This window comes from Candidatus Pelagibacter sp. (genome assembly GCF_052049675.1).
Classification (GTDB): Bacteria; Pseudomonadota; Alphaproteobacteria; order Pelagibacterales; family Pelagibacteraceae; genus Pelagibacter.
On record NZ_JBNGZM010000001.1, the window covers coordinates 748,864 to 767,023 of the forward strand.

Genomic DNA, 18,160 nt, shown 5'->3' on the forward strand with positions numbered 1-18,160 from the left:
TAATTTTATTATGCAATCATTTGTTTATGATTAATTTTTGCACTTAATACTATTCCAAAGCCAATCATCGTAGCTAACATTGAAGAGCCACCATAAGACATTATTGGCAATGGAGAGCCAACTATAGGTAGCAAGCCTAAAACCATAGATAAGTTTACAACAATGTAAATAAATATTGCGAAAGCGTATCCAAAACAAAAAAGTCTTGCAAAATTACTTCTTGAGATAGATCCTATTCTTATAATTCTAAAAATTATGATAGAGTATAATATCAACAGTCCAACCGAACCAATAAAACCAAACTCTTCTGAGAATAAGGTGAATATAAAATCTGTGTGTTTTTCAGGTAGAAAGTCTAAATAACTCTGTGTCCCTTTTAAAAAGCCCTTTCCATCAAGACCACCTGAACCAATTGCTATTTTTGATTGTATGATTTGGTATCCCGCACCTAAAGGATCTCTATCAGGATCTAAAAAAGTAAGTATTCTAAGTTTTTGATAGGGTTTTAAGAATGAAATTATAAATGGCAGCGAAATTAAGAAGATAATAAATGAATAAATAAAATATTTAATTTTTACCCCTCCCAACCATAATATAATTAATCCGCTTAATGCAATAAGTATTGAGGTACCAAGGTCAGGCTGAGAAACTACAAAAATTGTAGGAATTAATATAACTGACAATACAATTGTAATGCTAGTAAATGAATTTACATTTTCTATTTTTAACCTGTGATAATATTTAGCAAGACACATTATAATTGCTATTTTCATTAATTCAGACGGCTGAAGTACAAAAAAATATACGTCCATCCATCTTTGCGAACCTGAGGCCTTAATCCCAAAAAAGGATACATAAATTAATAAAACTATTACTAGAATGTAAATAATATATGAAAAATTATGCCAAAATTTTATGTTAAAGAAAGCTACAAAAATCATTAGTGGAAAAAAAACCGCAAGTTTTACAAGATGATTTTTTGTATGAAAAAGTATTTCACCTCCATCAGTAGAATACATAACAAAAACACTTATTACAGAAAGAATGATAACAGAAATTAACAATATATAGTCTAAATTTTTTATTTTTTGGAATAAAGTAATCTCATTATTCAATCTATCGTGTTGAAACATTTATATTGTAATCCTCTCAAAATTTGATTGTTTGTTTCTTAATTCATGTCTATCAATAATTAATTTAAATAGTGTTTTTGCAAGAGGTGCTGCTGCTTTACTACCTGAGCCACCGTGCTCTATAATTACACTCAAAGCATATCTTGGATTTATGTAAGGGCCATAAGCAACATACAATGCATGATCTCTATCTTTGTAAGGTATTTGCTCTAATTCTAAATCTAATTCTCTTTCCCTTTTACTTATTCTCTTAACCTGTGCTGTTCCAGTTTTTCCTGCAAATTGATATTTAGGATCATCAATTCTTGATTTATATGAGGTTCCAAATCTTTCATTTGTTGAAGCAAACATAGCTTCTTGAACAATCTTAATATTTTTTTTATCTTTAAATAATTTTTTATCTAATAGGGAAACAGAATTAGAGTCAAATACCAACCCACTTTGCATTGATTGTTTTGCAGCTTCATAAGAAATTGGATTGCTATCAACAATTATTTTAGGTTTTATCGCATATCCACCGTTAGCAATTTGAGCCGTCATCATGCAGAGTTGTAAGGGCGTTGATTGTATATAGCCTTGACCAATACCTGTTATTAGTGTTTCTCCTAATACCCAGCCCCTGCCGAGATTATTTTTTTTCCATTTTGTGCTTGGGAATAGTCCTTTTTTTTCAGTATCAAAGTATTCACCAAGTACTTTTTTGCCTAAACCGAACTTTTGAGCTGTAATATTCAATCTATCGACACCTAACAATCTTGCAACTTCATAAAAATAAGTATCACACGATTGTTTCATTGCATTTTTCATACTAACCCAACCATGTCCTTTTTCCTTCCAACAATGAAATGTTTGTCCGTATAACTCCATTTTTCCAGTGCATTTAACTTTAAACTTCGTATCAACTACTTTGTTTTCTAAAGCTGAGAGAGCAACGATTGGTTTTATGGTTGAACCTGGTGAGTATAAGCCAGAAAGAGTTTTGTTAATTAGGGGTTTTAATGGATTGTTTCTAATTAATTGCCATTCATCTTGACTTATACCGAATAAAAATAAATTTGGATCATAAGATGGAGATGAATACATTGCAATAATATCTCCTGTGTAAATATCCATTACACTTATTGATCCTGCTTTTTCATTTAACAACTCACCACAAGCTTTTTGTATTTCTGTATCTACAGTCAAACGTATTTTTGATCCTTGCTGCCCTTTTTGATGCTCAAGTTGATTAATTCTTTTACCGTAAGCATTAACTTCATATCTTTGAATTGCATTTGTTCCAATTAAATGATTTTCAAGTCTTTTCTCTAAACCTAGTTTTCCAATTTTCATCCCAGGTACAAATCTTTCTTGAATAATTTGATTGTCTAAAATTTCTTGTTCATTTGGTTGGCTCACATATCCAAGAACATGTGTATATACATCATTAAATGGATAGTTTCTTGAGATTGTCATTACCGGTTTTACACCAACCAGGTCATATAAATAATTGTTTATCTTTACAAATTGACTCCAACTCAAATTTTCAGAAACAATAATACTATCCCACGGTTTTAACTCTGATTTTAATTTGTTTATTCTTGCAATTCTCTTGTCACTCAAATTTAAAAGATTTTTCAATCTAACTAATAAATAATTAAAATTCTCAACTTGCTCCGGAATTATATGTAATTGGTAAACTTTCAAATTGCCTGCAATTACATTTCCAAAATAATCAACTATATTTCCTCTTGTAGGCGGGAGTTTCCATTCTCTAATTCTATTCTTATCTGAAAGAGTAAGATATTTTTTATTTTCGTTTATTTGAAGAGAAAATAACCGAGCAACGATACCAACAAAAATCACTATTTTTGCTGCTCCGATTATGAACATCCGTCTATTAATTACATCAGTTTTTCTTATTCCTGAGTTAGATTTAATCATTAGTCTGATATGAAATTCTCTCGTTTAAAAAATTAAAAAATAGAAAAAATATTGGATAAAATAAAAATGTGAATCCAGAATTAATTAAATAATTAGTGTAATCAATTTTAATTAAAAAAACTAAATCTAAAATAATTACTTGAATTGAGTTTATTAATAAAATTGTAAATAATAATGATATCCAATCCTTTATAAAGTTTGGAGATAAAGTAATATTTCTTAAATATGCTGTTACTGAGCAAATAATAAGATAACAAAAACTACTAATTCCAATTGGTATTCCAATTACAACATCATTAATTATACCTGCAAAGAAAATTGCAAGATAACCTAGTTGATCAGGATTTCTTAAAGTCCAAAAGAAAATTAATAAATGAACAAAATTAAAAGCAAAATAATCAAGTTTTAAATAATTAAAATCAAATTCATTAAATACTGAAAAAAATAACATTATAATAGGAAGATAAGATAGAAATATTCTTAAGAAGGGACTTTTATTAAGTGATGACATTATTTTTTCCCACCAAAATTATAAGAGACAATTTTTACATAATTCAATTGAGTGAAATCAGAAAAAAAATTAATTTGTCCGTCAGAATTATTATCTATTTTTCCTATTGGTATCCCTGGCTTAAAAAGTCCACCAAGGCCTGAGGTATAAGCAATAATTTCTTTATTATTAAGAGATTCTTTATAATCAATTTGAGTATGTTCGACGGTTCCAAAATTGCTTCCTGTTCCAGAAACTACGGCCTGTATATCATCTGGCTCTAAAACAGAAGGTATTTTGCTATTTAGGTCAGACAAAAGTAATGCTCTAGAATTACTATAATTTACCTCAATAATTTGTCCCACTAAATAAACCTCATCAATTACAGCCATTCCAATTTTCACTTTATCTTTCGTACCTTTATTTAATACTACTGATTTTAAATATGGACTGTCTTTATCAATTAAAACTCTGGCAAATATTTCTTGTGAATTTATACTTTCATCAAGTAATTTTCTAAGCTTTTTATTTTCTGCAGTTAAAAACTCATTTTGTAATTTCAGTTGATCAGAGTTTTTTATTTTAATAAATTCTTTCCGGTTACTTTCATATAGTTCCATATGTGATTTGAATTTGGAGGTTATTTCTTTTAATTTATTTTCTGGGATTGATACGATATGAGATGATCTATAAATTACTTCATTGACTCCTAATTTAACAAATTTTATTGCTTTAAAATTAAGATCACTTAAGACAATTACAAAAATTGATACAAAAATTAGAGTGAGTAATGAAAATTTTTGTTTATCTTTTTTTTTTAAAAAAGCTGACCTAATGGCAATAACAAAATCATCTCTGCCAGTAGCCATTTTTCCTAATATTCAGATAACATAGTAGAAAAAGTTTCTTCTTGATCCAAAGCTTTACCTGTACCAACAGCAACACAAGATAATGGATCATCTGCTATATGAACTGGTAAACCTGTTTCTTTAGAAAACCTTTTATCGATATTTTTTAACAAAGCACCACCACCTGTTAAAGTTAAACCCATATCAACTAAATCAGCTGACAACTCAGGAGGAGTATTTTCTAATGCATCTTTGATTGCACCAACCATCTGTTTCATAATATCGTTTAGTGCTTCAGCTGTATCTTCTTCTGTAATATTAACTTCCTTTGGAGTACCAGATCTTAAATCTCTTCCTTTAACTGGGTAAGTATTTGTTCCAGTTGGAACGGCTGTCCCCATTTCTTTTTTTATTTTTTCAGCAGTAGTATCACCAATTAATAAATTATATTCTTTTCTCATATAATCCACTATTGCAGTATCCATTGAGTCACCTGCAACTCTTAAAGATTTAGAGTAAACCAATCCACCTAAAGACATTACAGCGATTTCACTTGTACCCCCACCAATATCTACAATCATTGAACCAGTTGCTTCAGAAATTGGTAAATTTGCTCCAATAGCAGCTGCAATCGGTTCCTCAATTAATTGAACTCTTCTTGCGCCAGCTGCTAGAGCACTATCTTGAATTGCTTTTCTTTCAACTGGTGTTGAACCAGTTGGTACACAAATTAAAATTCTAGGGTTAGCAAACGTACTTCCTTTGTGAACTTTTTTAATAAAATGTTTAATCATTTCTTCAGTGACTATAAAATCTGCGATAACACCATCTCTTAAAGGTCTAATTGCGCTTATATTACCAGGAGTTCTTCCAAGCATTGTTTTTGCTTCATCTCCGACTGCTAATACATTTTTTTTTCCACCTTGATCAACTATTGCAACAACTGATGGCTCATTTAGAACCACTCCTTGTCCTTTTAAAACAACAAGAGTGTTAGCTGTTCCAAGATCAATTGCCATATCTTGGCTCCATATTTTTTTAACACTACTAAATAACCCCATTATATCCCTCTTACTTTCTGACTTTCTTGCTCCATAGGAGCTGTTTTATCTCGTTTAATTATCATTTTATTTAATGCATTAATGTAAGCATTTGCTGATGCAACCAAAGTATCTGTATCAGCTGCTTGACCTACTGTTGTTTTACCCTTTTCCTCTATTTTGACACTTACTGTAGCTTGTGCATCTGTTCCTTCTGTAACTGCATGAACTTGATAAAGCTGCAAGTTAACATCATGAGGATACAAAGTTTTAATGCATTTAAATATTGCGTCCACCGGACCATCTCCAGTTTCTGAAGCGTTTTTAACATCACCATAAACATCCAAAGTCATTTCTGCTTTTTGTGGTTCACCTGTTCCAGCAAAAACTTTTAAAGATTTAAGAGTAATTGCATTCACTTTATTATCTATAATTAAACTATCATCTACTAAGGCAATAATATCTTCATCATAAACATGTTTTTTCTTATCTGCTAAGACTTTGAATTTTGCAAATGCATTTCCTACTACATCATCAGTTAAATCTGGATAACCTAGACTGTTTAATTTATCTTTAAATGCATGTCGCCCAGAATGTTTTCCCATTACTAATGATGTTTGTTTAACCCCTACACTTTCAGGTGTCATTATCTCGTATGTTTGTCTATTTTTTAGCATTCCATCCTGATGAATTCCTGCTTCATGAGCAAAAGCGTTTTTTCCAACAATCGCCTTATTGTATTGAACAGGAAATCCTGTTGCGTTCGACACAATTTTTGAAGCTTTGCTTAAAAGTGTTGTATTAATTCCAGTTTCATATGGCATTAAATCAGGTCTTGTTTTAATTGCCATAACAACTTCTTCAAGAGCAGCATTTCCTGCCCTCTCTCCTAATCCATTTATTGTACATTCAATTTGCCTTGCTCCAGCTTGAACTCCAGCTAATGAGTTAGCTACTGCTAAACCTAAATCATTATGACAATGAGTTGATAAAATTGCTTTATCAATATTTGGAACTTTATTTAATAAAGTTTCTATAATTGTAGTAAACTCAGATGGTATTGTGTAACCAACTGTATCAGGAATATTAATTGTTGTAGCTCCATTTTTAATTGCAAGCTCTACAGTTTTACACATGTAATCCATATCAGTTCTTGTTCCATCTTCGCAAGACCACTCAACGTCATCAGTTAACTTTCTTGCATAAGCAACATGTTTTCCAATTGATTCATAAACATCTTCTGGAGACATATTTAATTTATGCTTCATGTGTAAGGGACTTGTAGAAATAAATGTATGTATTCTAAATCTTGGTGCATGTTTTAGAGCTTCATAAGCTCTATCAATATCTTTTACTGAGTGTCTTGAAAGTCCTGCAGGAATAGAATTCTTTAAAATTTTGCTTACTTCTGAAACAGCTTCAAAATCTCCTGGTGAAGCTATAGGAAAACCTGCTTCAATTATGTCGATACCCAATTCATCAAATACTCTGGCGATTTGAATTTTTTCTTCTAAACTCATAGATGCGCCTGGCGATTGCTCACCATCACGCATAGTAGTATCAAATATAAAGACTCTATCTTTATTGCTCATAACAAAATTTTTTAGAAAATCTATAATACAATCTATAAGAGAGATTGCAAAATAATTAGTTAAATAATTACGAATAACGGACCATTTTAGGCTTAGGAAAAATTAATTATAAATAGACTCAATTTTAGGCATTAACCTTAAAAGTTCCAGCGTATATTCATGTGTCGGTTTTAAGAATAAATCCTCAGTGTTTGAAACTTCACATAATTTGCCATCTTTCAGAACTCCAATTCTATCACACATTTGTCTTACAACAGGTAGGTCATGACTTATAAATAAAATTGTTAAATTTAATTGTTCTTGAAGATCTTTAAGTAAATTTAATATTTGGGCTTGAATACTTACATCCAAAGCGGAGGTAGGTTCATCACAAACCAAAAGTCTTGGTTGTGTTGCAAGTGCTCTTGCAATTGATATTCGCTGTCTCTGCCCTCCTGAAAATTCGTGTGGATATCGATCTGCAGATTTTTGAGTTAATTCTACAGACTCCAGTAAATCATAAATATAATTATTTATATCTATATTTGATATTGATGGGTTGTGAAGTGTTATTGGTTCTGCAATTATATCTTTCACTTTTAATCTTCCATTTAGTGAAGAATAAGGATCTTGAAATATCATTTGAATTTGTTTTCTAAATTTCATTAATTCTGATCTTTGTTTTATTTTTGTAATACAAACATTGTCAAAGAAGATATTTCCAGAAGAAGGTTTAAATAAATTTACAATCATTTTTGCAATTGTAGATTTTCCACTTCCACTTTCTCCTACTAAGCCAAAAGACTCACCTTCTTTTATATTAAAAGAAACATCATTAACAGCCATCACAGAATTTTTAGAACTTTCTGTAAAAAAATTATCGTCAAAACTTTTACTAAGATTTTTTATCTGTACTAAATCTTGATCTATTATTTCTTTTTTTGTCCATCTATTTAATATTTTGATATTATTTTCTTTTTTGTCACTGTTTTCTTTTTCAACTATAACAAATCTTAAAATTTTTTTGTTAGTTGGTGGAACAGAACTTACTAAGCTTTTAGTATAATTTTCTTGTGGTTTAGTTAATATTTTTTTTGTTTCACCAATTTCAACTAAATTACCACTTTTCATAACTGCAACTCGGTCTGCAGTCTCAGCTATAACCCCCATGTCATGAGTAATTAAGATGACTGCAAGGTTTCTTTCTTTTGTTAATTTTTTAATTAGTTCTAAAATCTGAGATTGAATTGATACATCTAGTGCTGTTGTTGGTTCATCTGCAATTAACAATTCTGGCTCACAACATAAAGCAAGAGAAATTACTACTCTCTGTCTCATTCCACCTGAGAATTGGTGAGGATAATTATCAAATCTTGCCTCTGCATCTTTTATACCAACCTCTTTTAATAAATTTATAGATTTATTTTTTGCTTCTTCCTTGCTCAATTTAAGATGAGTTTGAATTGTTTCAATTAATTGTTCACCAACAGTAAGAATTGGGTTTAGTGAAGTTTGAGGATCTTGAAATATCAACCCAATTTTATTTCCCCTATATTTTACAATACTTTCAGAATTTTCATGAATGTTAAGATCGCCTAAAATAACTGAGCCACTAGATACTTTACCTGGTTCATCAATTAAATTTATTATAGCGTTTCCTACCGTACTCTTTCCTGAACCAGATTCTCCAACTAATCCTAAAATTTCTCCTTTGTTTACCTCAATAGTTACATTTTTAGCGGCGTTAACTGTTTCTTTTCTCATTTGATAATCAACACTAAGGTTATTTATTTTTAAAAATGTCATTTTTTTAATTTTGGATTTAAAGTATCTCTCATCCAATCCCCTAATAGATTTATTGAAAATGCTAAAATAACCAAAAAAATTGCTGGAAAAAAAGTGATCCACCATTCTCCTGAAAATAAAAAGTCATTACCGAGTCGTATTAATGTCCCTAAAGAAGGTGTTGTTGGAGGTACGCCAACTCCTAAAAAACTTAAAGTAGACTCAGCTAAAATAGCAAGTGCTAAACCAATGGTTCCAATTACCAACACTGGTCTTAAAATATTTGGTAAAATATGTTTAAACATAATAATTATATTTGAAACCCCAATTATTGTTGATGCTGAAACATAGTCTTTATTTTTTTCTACTAAAGTTGCAGCTCTTGAAACTCTTGCAAATTGTGGCCACTCTGAAATTCCAATAGCAAATATTAAAACATAAATTGCCATTTCATCATGCATTTCTCTTGAGATTAATCCTCTTGCTATTCCATCAACCAACAATGCCATCAAAATACTTGGTACCGTTAACTGAACATCTGTTAATCTCATTACTATCATTTCGTATTTTCCACCAAAAAATCCAGCCGTTAATCCCAATCCAACTCCAAGAATTAAACTAAAGATTATTGCAGAAAAACCTACAATCAGAGAAATTCTACATCCATATAAAATTGTAGACAACATGTCTCTTCCTTGTCCATCAGTACCTAAAATAAATTTAGCAAGACCATCTTCTGTCCATGATGGTGGTGTGAATGCATCCATCAGTGATAGAGACGAAGGGTCAAAAGGATTATAAGGTGTTATGAGCTCAACAAAAAAAGAACAGAAAAAAATTATAAACAAAATAGTAGATGATACAATCGCAGTAGGAGAATTTATGAAGCTATGATAAACATCACTATCTTTAATTCTTTCCCAAGTGTTTAATGATTTGTTATCCACTTGCAACATCTCCCTTTACTCTTATTCTTGGATCAATTAAATAATAAAGAATATCAACTATAAAATTTATCATCACAAAAACAAAAGCTATAAAAACTAAATAAGCTGACATGATTGGTATATCGACAAATTGTACTGCTTGAATAAATAAGAAGCCCATACCAGGCCATTGAAAAACAGTCTCAGTAATAATTGAAAAAGCAATTAGAGTTCCAATATTTATTCCTGCTATAGTTATTACTGGTATCAATCCGTTTTTTAATGCATGTTTATACTTGATACTATTTTCACTAATGCCTCGTGCACGTGCAAATTTAATGTAATCTGTTTGTAGAATTTCCATCATCTCTGCTCGCACAAGTCTGATAATATAAGTCATTTGGAAAAGACTTAATGTTACTGAGGGAAGTATAATTGCTTTCAGTCCTGAAGCTGTTAAGAAACCTGTGGTCCAAAAACCTAAATCAATTACTTCTCCTCTTCCAAAAGAAGGTAATATTCCTAAAATTACCGCAAACAAATATATAAATAATATTCCAATAACAAATGTTGGGAGTGAAACTCCCAATAAGGAGATGGCTAAAACAAAATCACTTAAAAAGCCTTTTCGATTTATACCTGTATAAACTCCTAATAATGTACCAGTTACAAGTGCAATTAGTGCCGAAATAACTACTAGTTCAACAGTAGCTGGTAATCTTTCAACAATTAACTCTGAAACAGGTCTTCTTAATTGATATGAAATTCCAAACTCTCCCTTAGAAGCATTAACTATAAATCTTGAAAACTGTACATGAATTGGATCCATCAAACCTAATGTTTCTCTTAATTCTGCCCTTTCCTGATCAGAAGTCTCTTCTCCAACCATGTTATTAATTGGATCTCCAACAAAATTAAATAATGAGAAAGACACAAAGGCGACAACCAACATCACCAAAGCAGATTGAAACAGCCTTTTAAAAAAATATTTTATCAATTTGTGAAAGTTTAAACTTACAAGCCCTTTAAATTTTTAAAGGGCTTGTAATAATTTTTAATTAGTTAAAACTAGCAGTTCTGAATAACGGTTCGTTATTCGGTCTGATAGGAACATTAACATTGCTTTTAGATGCCCAAGAAATCACTTGGTGATGTAAAGGAAGATAAGAGATATCATCTTTTACAATTTTCCAAGCTTTTGCAATTGCAGCATTTCTTTTATCTAAATCAACTTCACCTTCCATAACTCTAATTGCGGCATCAACATCAGCATTACTAAAGTTAACTTTGTTCCAGCTCGCACCACTTTCATATAGATAATGGAAAACATAGTGACTATCTAAAGTTGGAACACCCCATCCTAGCATATAGAAATCACCTTGATCATCTTTTAGCTCTTTGAAGTGTTTACTTTTAGTTTGAGCAAATAAGTTAACATTAACTCCAATTTTACCCAACATTCCAACAACAGCTGTACATATTGCTTCATCATTTACATATCTGTCATTAGGACATCTAAGTTCAACGTCAAAACCATTAGGATAACCCGCATCAGCTAAAAGTTTTTTTGCAGCATTAACATCGTAAGGTAATCTTTTATCAAGATCAGCAGTATATCCATTAACACCTGGGAAAGTTATAATTCCTGCTGGTTCACTTAAACCTCTCATAACTTTTTTCTTGATCGCTTCTATATCAATTGCTTGATAAAGAGCTTGTCTTACTTCTTTTTTCTTGAATGGATTATCACCTGTATTTCCAGTTCTTAATTTGTCAGCTGCTTGATCCATACCTAAGAAAATTGTTCTCATTTGAGCTGTACTTTCAACTTTATGACCTGAAGAAGATCCAATTCTTTTTAAATCTTGAACTGGAGCATCAGTAACTATATCAATTTCACCTGATAATAAAGCTGCAACTCTTGTAGCTGCGTTTTTTATAGGCATTAATTCAATTTGAGTTACTTTTTTGTCCTTCATCTCGCCCCACCAATGTTTATTTCTTTTAAACACTGTTTTAGTATTTGGTTCTCTTAAAGTTATTTTAAAAGGACCAGTTCCCATTGCATTAGTAGCAGAGAAAGTTTCTTGTCCTGCATCCCAATTTTGTGGAGACATTGCAAAGTTTTTCTCTGACCAAGCTTTAGACATTATAAAAATGTTTGATAGTTGGTTTAAAAGAATAGGGTTAGGTTTACTTGTTGTTATTTTAACTGAGTAATCTCCAACCGCTTCAACATTTGAAACTGTGCTGATGTATTCTTTAAAATCAGATGTTCTTTGCTTAGCTCTTAATATGCTAAAAACAACATCTGCAGATGTCATTCCTGAGCCATCTGAAAATTTAGCATCTTCTCTTAAAGTAAAAATCCATGTATTTGGATCAGTAGCTTTCCATTTTGTTGCTAAAGCAGGCCCTATTTTCATGTCCAAGCCTCTTTGAACTAGAGCTTCATAAACTTGTCTTGATACTTGAGTAGTTGGACCCTCATTTTGTGCATGTGGATCTAGTGTTAAACTGTCTCCTTGCATAGACCATTTAATAGTTTTTGCCCATGCTGAAGAAAATCCGAATACTAGAACTAATGACAATAGTATTCTTACTATATTTTTAGTCTTCATTATTCCCCTCATTTTTAAAATTTATTTAAAAAAGTATAAGTGAAATAATTGAATTATAGTAGCAATAATTTACTGATAAAATTTAACTTTTATCACTATCAACTAATTTTTTCTTACCAATCCATGGCATCATAGCTCTTAGTTCAGCACCAACTTTTTCAACTGGGTGTTCGGCTAATTTCGCTCTTGTAGCAAGAAAATTCTTTTGACCATTTTTACATTCATCCATCCACTCTTTTGTAAATTTTCCAGACTGGATTTCGGCTAAAACTTCTTTCATTCTTTTTTTAGTTTCTTCTTTATTAACTACTCTTGGCCCAGATTGATATTCACCATATTCAGCAGTATTCGAAATAGAATAATTCATGTTTGCGATTCCACCTTCATAAATTAAGTCAACAATCAATTTAACTTCATGTACTGTTTCAAAATATGCCATTTCTGGTTCATATCCTGCTTCAACTAAAGTTTCGTAACCATTTTTAATTAATTCAACTAAACCCCCACATAGAACTGTTTGCTCACCGAACAAATCTGTTTCAACCTCATCTTTAAATGTTGTTTCAATTATTCCTGATCTTCCTCCACCAACTGCTGAAGCATAAGATAAAGCTAGATCTCTTGCTTTTCCAGATCCATCTTGGTGTACTGCAAACAAACAAGGTACTCCACCTCCTTTTTCATATTCGCTTCTAACCAGGTGACCAGGTCCTTTTGGGGCAACCATGAAAACATCTAAATCTTTTCTTGCTTTTATTAAATCGTAATGAACATTTAAACCATGAGCAAATGCAATACTTGTACCCTCTCTTACTCTTTGTTCAATGTGATTTTTATAAATTTCTGCTTGAAGTTCATCTGGCGTAAGAATCATTACTACATCGGCCCATTCAGCAGCATCTGATAAATTCATTACTTTTAATCCTTTTGACTCAGCTTTTGCTGCGCTCGATGAACCTTCTCTCAAAGCAACAACAATTTCTTTTACTCCACTATCTTTTAAATTTAATGCGTGAGCGTGCCCCTGACTTCCATAACCAAAAATAGCAACTTTTTTACTTTTAATCAGATTTACATCTGCATCTTTTTCATAAAACATTTTCATATCGTTTCTCCTATTAAATTAATTAAATATTTTAGCACCTCTGGTCATAGCTACTGCCCCAGTTCTCGAAGTACTAATAAGTCCTAAGGGCTTTAATTTTTTATTCATTTTATCAATTTCTCTTCTAAGAGCGGTTATTTGAATTACTGCTGAAGTTTTTGTTTCATCTAATATTACTGGATTAAATTTTTTACAAGCGTTTAAACATTTACCTATTTTATTTTTTTTACCAACAACTTTAAATAAAGCCATTTCTTTAAATATTACACCTTTATCTTCTCTTTTAAATTCAGCAACCTTATGAACTGGCACTAGTTTTGTTAACTGTAGTTTAATTTGATCTATTACCTGAGGTGTTCCAGTAGTAACAATTGTTATTCTTGAAATATTTTTTATAGCATCAACTTCAGCTACAGCTAACGACTCAATATTATATCCCCTTCCCGAAAACAGACCAACTACTCTTGCAAGAACACCAGCTTCGTTATCAACCCAAACAACGAAAATATAAGTCTCAGATTTTTGTTTTTTTGTAGAAATACTGTAAGCTGACTTTGATTTAGGCATTATTTTTATACTAGAGCTTTGCCTTTTCCTTTAATTTTATTATCCTCTTGGTCATTTGGACCTAAGATCATTTGGTTATGAGGTTTTCCAGATGGAATCATTGGAAAGCAATTTTCATTAGGATCTACATGGCAATCAAATATGACAGGTCCACCGTAATCAATCATTTCTTGAATTTTATAATCAAGATCAGATGGATTGTCAGCTTTAATTCCTTTGCAACCATAAGCTTCTGCCATTTTCATAAAATCTGGTAATGCTTCTGAATAACTTTCAGAATAATTTTTTTCATGCAGTAATTCCTGCCACTGTCTTACCATTCCCATATATTGATTGTTTAAAATAAATATTTTTATAGGAAGATTGTACTGAACTGCAGTAGACATTTCTTGCATAGTCATTAAAACTGAAGCTTCTCCAGCAATATCAATTACTAATTTTTCGGGATGAGCAATTTGTACTCCAACAGCTGCTGGCAATCCATATCCCATAGTACCTAGTCCACCAGATGTCATCCATCTGTTCGGTTTATTAAATTTATAATGCTGGGCAGCCCACATTTGATGTTGCCCAACCTCAGTAGTTACATAAGTATCTTTATTCTTAGTTAATTCATAAAGTCTTTGAACAGCATGTTGTGGTTTTATACTTTCATCACTGTTAACAAAATTAAGGGAATTTTTTTCTCTCCATTTTTCAATTTGCTCCCACCATTTAGCAATGTTTGATTTGTTTGATTTGCTATGACCATTTTTACTTTTCGAAATTGTTTTATTAATTTTACTTATAACACTCGTAACATCTCCAACTATTGCAAGATCTACCTTGATAATTTTATTAATTGATGATGGATCAATATCAATATGAACCTTTTTTGATTTTGGTGAAAACTCATCTATTTTTCCAGTAATACGATCATCAAACCTTGCACCGATATTAATTAATAAATCACAATCATGCATTGCATTATTTGCTTCATAAGTGCCATGCATTCCAAGCATTCCTAAAAATTGATTATCATCTCCAGGGTATGCGCCCAAACCTTGAAGAGTAGAAGTAATCGGAAATCCAGTTAATTCCACAAATTCTCTTAGAGCTTGGCTTGCTTTTGGTCCTGAGTTAATTACTCCTCCACCACTATAGATGATTGGTTTTTTTGCTTTGCTTAATAATTTTACTAATTCATCAATTTGATCTTGAGAAAATTTATTATGTGTTTTTCCGTTTAATTTTTTTTCTTTATTAGGTTTTTTATATTTTGTTTTTGCAAACTGAACATCTTTTGGAATATCAATTAAAACTGGTCCGGGTCTTCCAGTTGTTGCGACTCTAAAAGCTTCATGCATAACTTTTGAAAGATCATTTATATCTTTAACTAACCAATTGTGTTTAGTACAAGGTCTTGTAATTCCTGTCGTGTCACATTCTTGAAAAGCATCAGTTCCAATTAAATGTGTTGGAACCTGACCAGAAATGCAAACTAATGGAACTGAGTCCATGTAAGCATCAGTTAATGCAGTTACAACATTTGTAGCCCCTGGACCTGATGTAACTAAAACTACTCCTGGTTTTCCTGATGATCTTGCATATCCTTCAGCTGCGTGACCAGCACCTTGCTCGTGTCTAACTAATATATGTTTTATAGAAGGATGATTTTTTAATTCATCATAAATTGGTAAAACAGCGCCGCCAGGATAACCGAAGATATGCTCTACCTTTTGGTCTTCAAGACATTTAAAAACAATTTCTGCTCCAGTAAATAATTTTGGCATTATTCAATCTAGCTGAAGTTGTACTCATTGGTCAAGTTTAAGAATGAAAATTTTAAATTTTTTTCAAAAAATTATTTATGTCTTGTGGCTTTAGTTTGATCCAACTCATCATGTTACCTCTAGCCCAAGTGCTTTGTCTTTTGGCGTATTGTCTAGTTTTTATGGCTATTTTATCTCTAGTATCATTCAAATTTTTTTGATTTTTTAAATATTCTGTAATTTCAGTAACTCCAATGGCCTTGTGGGAACTTTTATCTTTTCTTACCCTTAACTTAATGAAATCTTTTACTTCTTTAAGTGCTCCATTTTCTATCATTTCTCTTGTTCTTACATTGATACGCTCAATTAATTCTTGTCTAGGGTAATCAATATAAACTTTAAAAAAGTCATTTTCTATAAAGCTTGATTTTGTGTTTTTAAACCATTCATGTATAGATTTTTTTGTGAACTTTTTTACTTCATATGCTCTGATGGATCTTTGAGTATCTGTAGGGTTTATTTTTCTTTTTGAGGATGGATCTAATTTTAATAATTTTTCATAAAACTTCTTTTGTCCAATTTTTTTTTGCAAATCTCTAATTTCAGTTCTAAATTTTAATGAAATATTTGGTATTTTAACTAAACCATCAGTTAAAGCTTTAAAGTATAAGCCTGTCCCTCCAACAAGAATTGGAGTTTTTTTTCTTTTTTTAACTTCCTTTATTTTTTTAATTACTAGCTTAAGCCAATCACCAGTGGAGAAATTTTTTGTTACATTATGAAAACCATATAAGTGATGTTTAATTTTCTGATATTTTTTTGGATCTGGTCTTGCTGATAAAATTTTAAGCTGTTTATAAACTTGCATACTGTCTGCATTAATAATCTCTCCATTAACCTTCTTTGCAACTTTAATTGCAAAACTTGATTTTCCTGACGCTGTGGGACCAGATATTAATATTATCTTGGATTTTAAATCCATTATTAGTCTAGCTTAACACCAATGTATCGTCTTTGATTTTGATTATTATAGATTGCAAGTAAAAGTGTTTTTTGATTTGAATTAAGAACTTCATTTGTGATTTTCCTTAAATCATCTGCTGATCTAATTTTTTTCTTTTGAGCTTCAATAATAATACTGTTGAGTTCTATTGAATTTGCTACAGGGCTGTTGTTTGCTATTTTTGTTATTACTAAACCTGTTGTCTGGTTTGGTAATTTTCTATTTTTTATGTCTTCTTTAGTCAAAGGTCTTACTGCAATTCTCAAACTTTCAATAATCTCTTCGTTGCTCTGTTTTTGAGTTTCTTGATTTTTACTTATTTTAAAATCATCTGAAGTTTCTAACCTTCCTAAAATAACATTTTTAATTATTTCTTTTTTATCTCTCCAAATTTTAACTTCAACTTTTTTTCCAACTTCTGTTCTTGCTACAATAGCTGGAAGTTCTTTCATTAGGTTTATTTTTTCTCCATTAAATTCTAAAATAATATCACCAGCTTGTATTCCTGCTTTTTCTGATGGACTATTTTCTGCAACACTAGCGACTAATGCTCCTCGAGCTTTGTCTAATTTTTCAACCTCAGCAATTTCTTTTGTTACATCTTGAATTCTAACACCCAGCCAACCTCTTTTTGTTTCACCAAATTCAATTAATTGTTTAATTACGATTTGTGCACTGTTTGATGGTATAGAAAATCCAATTCCAATAGAACCATTACGTCCAAGAATTGCTGTATTAATTCCAATTACATTCCCTTCCATATCAAACAAAGGTCCTCCTGAATTACCAGAGTTTATAGAAGCATCTGTTTGAATAAAATCTTCATATCTTGATAAACCAATTGATCGATTTCTAGCTGATATAATTCCAGCAGTAACAGTTCCACCTAAACCAAATGGATTCCCAATTGCCAAAACCCAATCCCCAATTCTTGCTTTATCTGAGTCTCCAAATGCTACTGGGATAAATTTTTCATCTGTTTCTAATTGTAAAACTGCAATATCCATAAGCGGGTCAGAGCCCAAAACTTTTGCTTTAAATTCTTGATCACCATTTACTCTAACAATAATGTCGTCAGCATCTTGAATAACGTGATTATTTGTGACTACAATTCCTTTCTGATCTATTATAAATCCAGATCCTAACGCAGCTGATTGCCTTTCCTGAGGTGTCCCAAATTCTTTAAACATATCTTCAAAAGGAGATCCAGGAGGAAATTGGAAAGGAAATGGATTGGTGTTAGTTACCACAGTTGTTGTAGTAGAAATATTAACTACTGATGGCATTAATTTTTCTGCAAGATCTGCGAATGAAGCAGGAACTGTTCTAGAGTTTACATTTAATGAAAAAGTGAATGATAAAAATATTGTTAAAAATATAATTTTAATTTTTTTCAT

General features: G+C 31.1%; 15 protein-coding genes. All 15 read right to left on the reverse strand.

The features are described 5' to 3' along the window. Nucleotides 1–8 precede the first annotated feature (8 nt). Nucleotides 9–1,133 carry a rod shape-determining protein RodA gene (rodA, locus tag ACTT9L_RS04130; protein ID WP_440928068.1) on the reverse strand — a complete coding sequence of 375 codons (1,125 nt, stop codon included), beginning with the start codon at nucleotides 1,131–1,133 and terminating at the stop codon, nucleotides 9–11. Continuing rightward, a complete protein-coding gene (gene mrdA, locus ACTT9L_RS04135) occupies nucleotides 1,134–3,056 on the reverse strand; it encodes a penicillin-binding protein 2 (protein WP_440928069.1) in 1,923 nt (640 codons plus the stop codon). Beyond that, nucleotides 3,049–3,567, reverse strand: coding sequence for a rod shape-determining protein MreD (gene mreD, locus ACTT9L_RS04140; protein ID WP_440928070.1), 519 nt, complete (start codon nucleotides 3,565–3,567; stop codon nucleotides 3,049–3,051). Before mreD ends, mrdA begins: the two co-directional genes overlap by 8 nt. Next, the gene (mreC, locus tag ACTT9L_RS04145; protein ID WP_440928071.1) at nucleotides 3,567–4,415 is read right to left on the reverse strand and encodes a rod shape-determining protein MreC; all 849 of its coding nucleotides are present in this window, start codon (nucleotides 4,413–4,415) and stop codon (nucleotides 3,567–3,569) included. Before mreC ends, mreD begins: the two co-directional genes overlap by 1 nt. A gap of 5 nt (nucleotides 4,416–4,420) precedes the next feature. Continuing rightward, complete coding sequence (locus ACTT9L_RS04150; protein ID WP_075504547.1) at nucleotides 4,421–5,455, reverse strand: rod shape-determining protein; 1,035 nt, start codon at nucleotides 5,453–5,455, stop codon at nucleotides 4,421–4,423. Beyond that, nucleotides 5,455–7,026 (reverse strand): 2-isopropylmalate synthase, encoded by a 1,572-nt coding sequence (locus ACTT9L_RS04155; protein WP_440928072.1) that lies wholly within the window; start codon nucleotides 7,024–7,026, stop codon nucleotides 5,455–5,457. Before ACTT9L_RS04155 ends, ACTT9L_RS04150 begins: the two co-directional genes overlap by 1 nt. 102 nt (nucleotides 7,027–7,128) lie before the next feature. Next, nucleotides 7,129–8,811 carry a dipeptide ABC transporter ATP-binding protein gene (locus ACTT9L_RS04160; protein WP_440928073.1) on the reverse strand — a complete coding sequence of 561 codons (1,683 nt, stop codon included), beginning with the start codon at nucleotides 8,809–8,811 and terminating at the stop codon, nucleotides 7,129–7,131. Beyond that, complete coding sequence (locus ACTT9L_RS04165) at nucleotides 8,808–9,746, reverse strand: ABC transporter permease (RefSeq protein ID WP_440928074.1); 939 nt, start codon at nucleotides 9,744–9,746, stop codon at nucleotides 8,808–8,810. Before ACTT9L_RS04165 ends, ACTT9L_RS04160 begins: the two co-directional genes overlap by 4 nt. After that, nucleotides 9,730–10,713 (reverse strand): ABC transporter permease, encoded by a 984-nt coding sequence (locus tag ACTT9L_RS04170; RefSeq protein WP_440928075.1) that lies wholly within the window; start codon nucleotides 10,711–10,713, stop codon nucleotides 9,730–9,732. The genes ACTT9L_RS04165 and ACTT9L_RS04170 overlap by 17 nt, the downstream gene beginning before the upstream one ends. A gap of 61 nt (nucleotides 10,714–10,774) precedes the next feature. Then, nucleotides 10,775–12,337 (reverse strand): ABC transporter substrate-binding protein, encoded by a 1,563-nt coding sequence (locus tag ACTT9L_RS04175; protein ID WP_440928076.1) that lies wholly within the window; start codon nucleotides 12,335–12,337, stop codon nucleotides 10,775–10,777. A gap of 82 nt (nucleotides 12,338–12,419) precedes the next feature. Beyond that, nucleotides 12,420–13,442, reverse strand: coding sequence for a ketol-acid reductoisomerase (gene ilvC / locus ACTT9L_RS04180; RefSeq protein ID WP_440927064.1), 1,023 nt, complete (start codon nucleotides 13,440–13,442; stop codon nucleotides 12,420–12,422). A gap of 18 nt (nucleotides 13,443–13,460) precedes the next feature. Continuing rightward, complete coding sequence (gene ilvN, locus ACTT9L_RS04185) at nucleotides 13,461–14,009, reverse strand: acetolactate synthase small subunit (RefSeq protein ID WP_440928077.1); 549 nt, start codon at nucleotides 14,007–14,009, stop codon at nucleotides 13,461–13,463. Nucleotides 14,010–14,014: 5 nt separating this feature from the next. After that, nucleotides 14,015–15,781, reverse strand: coding sequence for an acetolactate synthase 3 large subunit (locus ACTT9L_RS04190; RefSeq protein ID WP_440928078.1), 1,767 nt, complete (start codon nucleotides 15,779–15,781; stop codon nucleotides 14,015–14,017). Nucleotides 15,782–15,833: 52 nt separating this feature from the next. Beyond that, nucleotides 15,834–16,742 (reverse strand): tRNA (adenosine(37)-N6)-dimethylallyltransferase MiaA, encoded by a 909-nt coding sequence (miaA, locus tag ACTT9L_RS04195; RefSeq protein WP_440928079.1) that lies wholly within the window; start codon nucleotides 16,740–16,742, stop codon nucleotides 15,834–15,836. A gap of 2 nt (nucleotides 16,743–16,744) precedes the next feature. After that, nucleotides 16,745–18,160, reverse strand: a complete 1,416-nt coding sequence (locus ACTT9L_RS04200; protein WP_440928080.1) for a Do family serine endopeptidase — start codon at nucleotides 18,158–18,160, stop codon at nucleotides 16,745–16,747.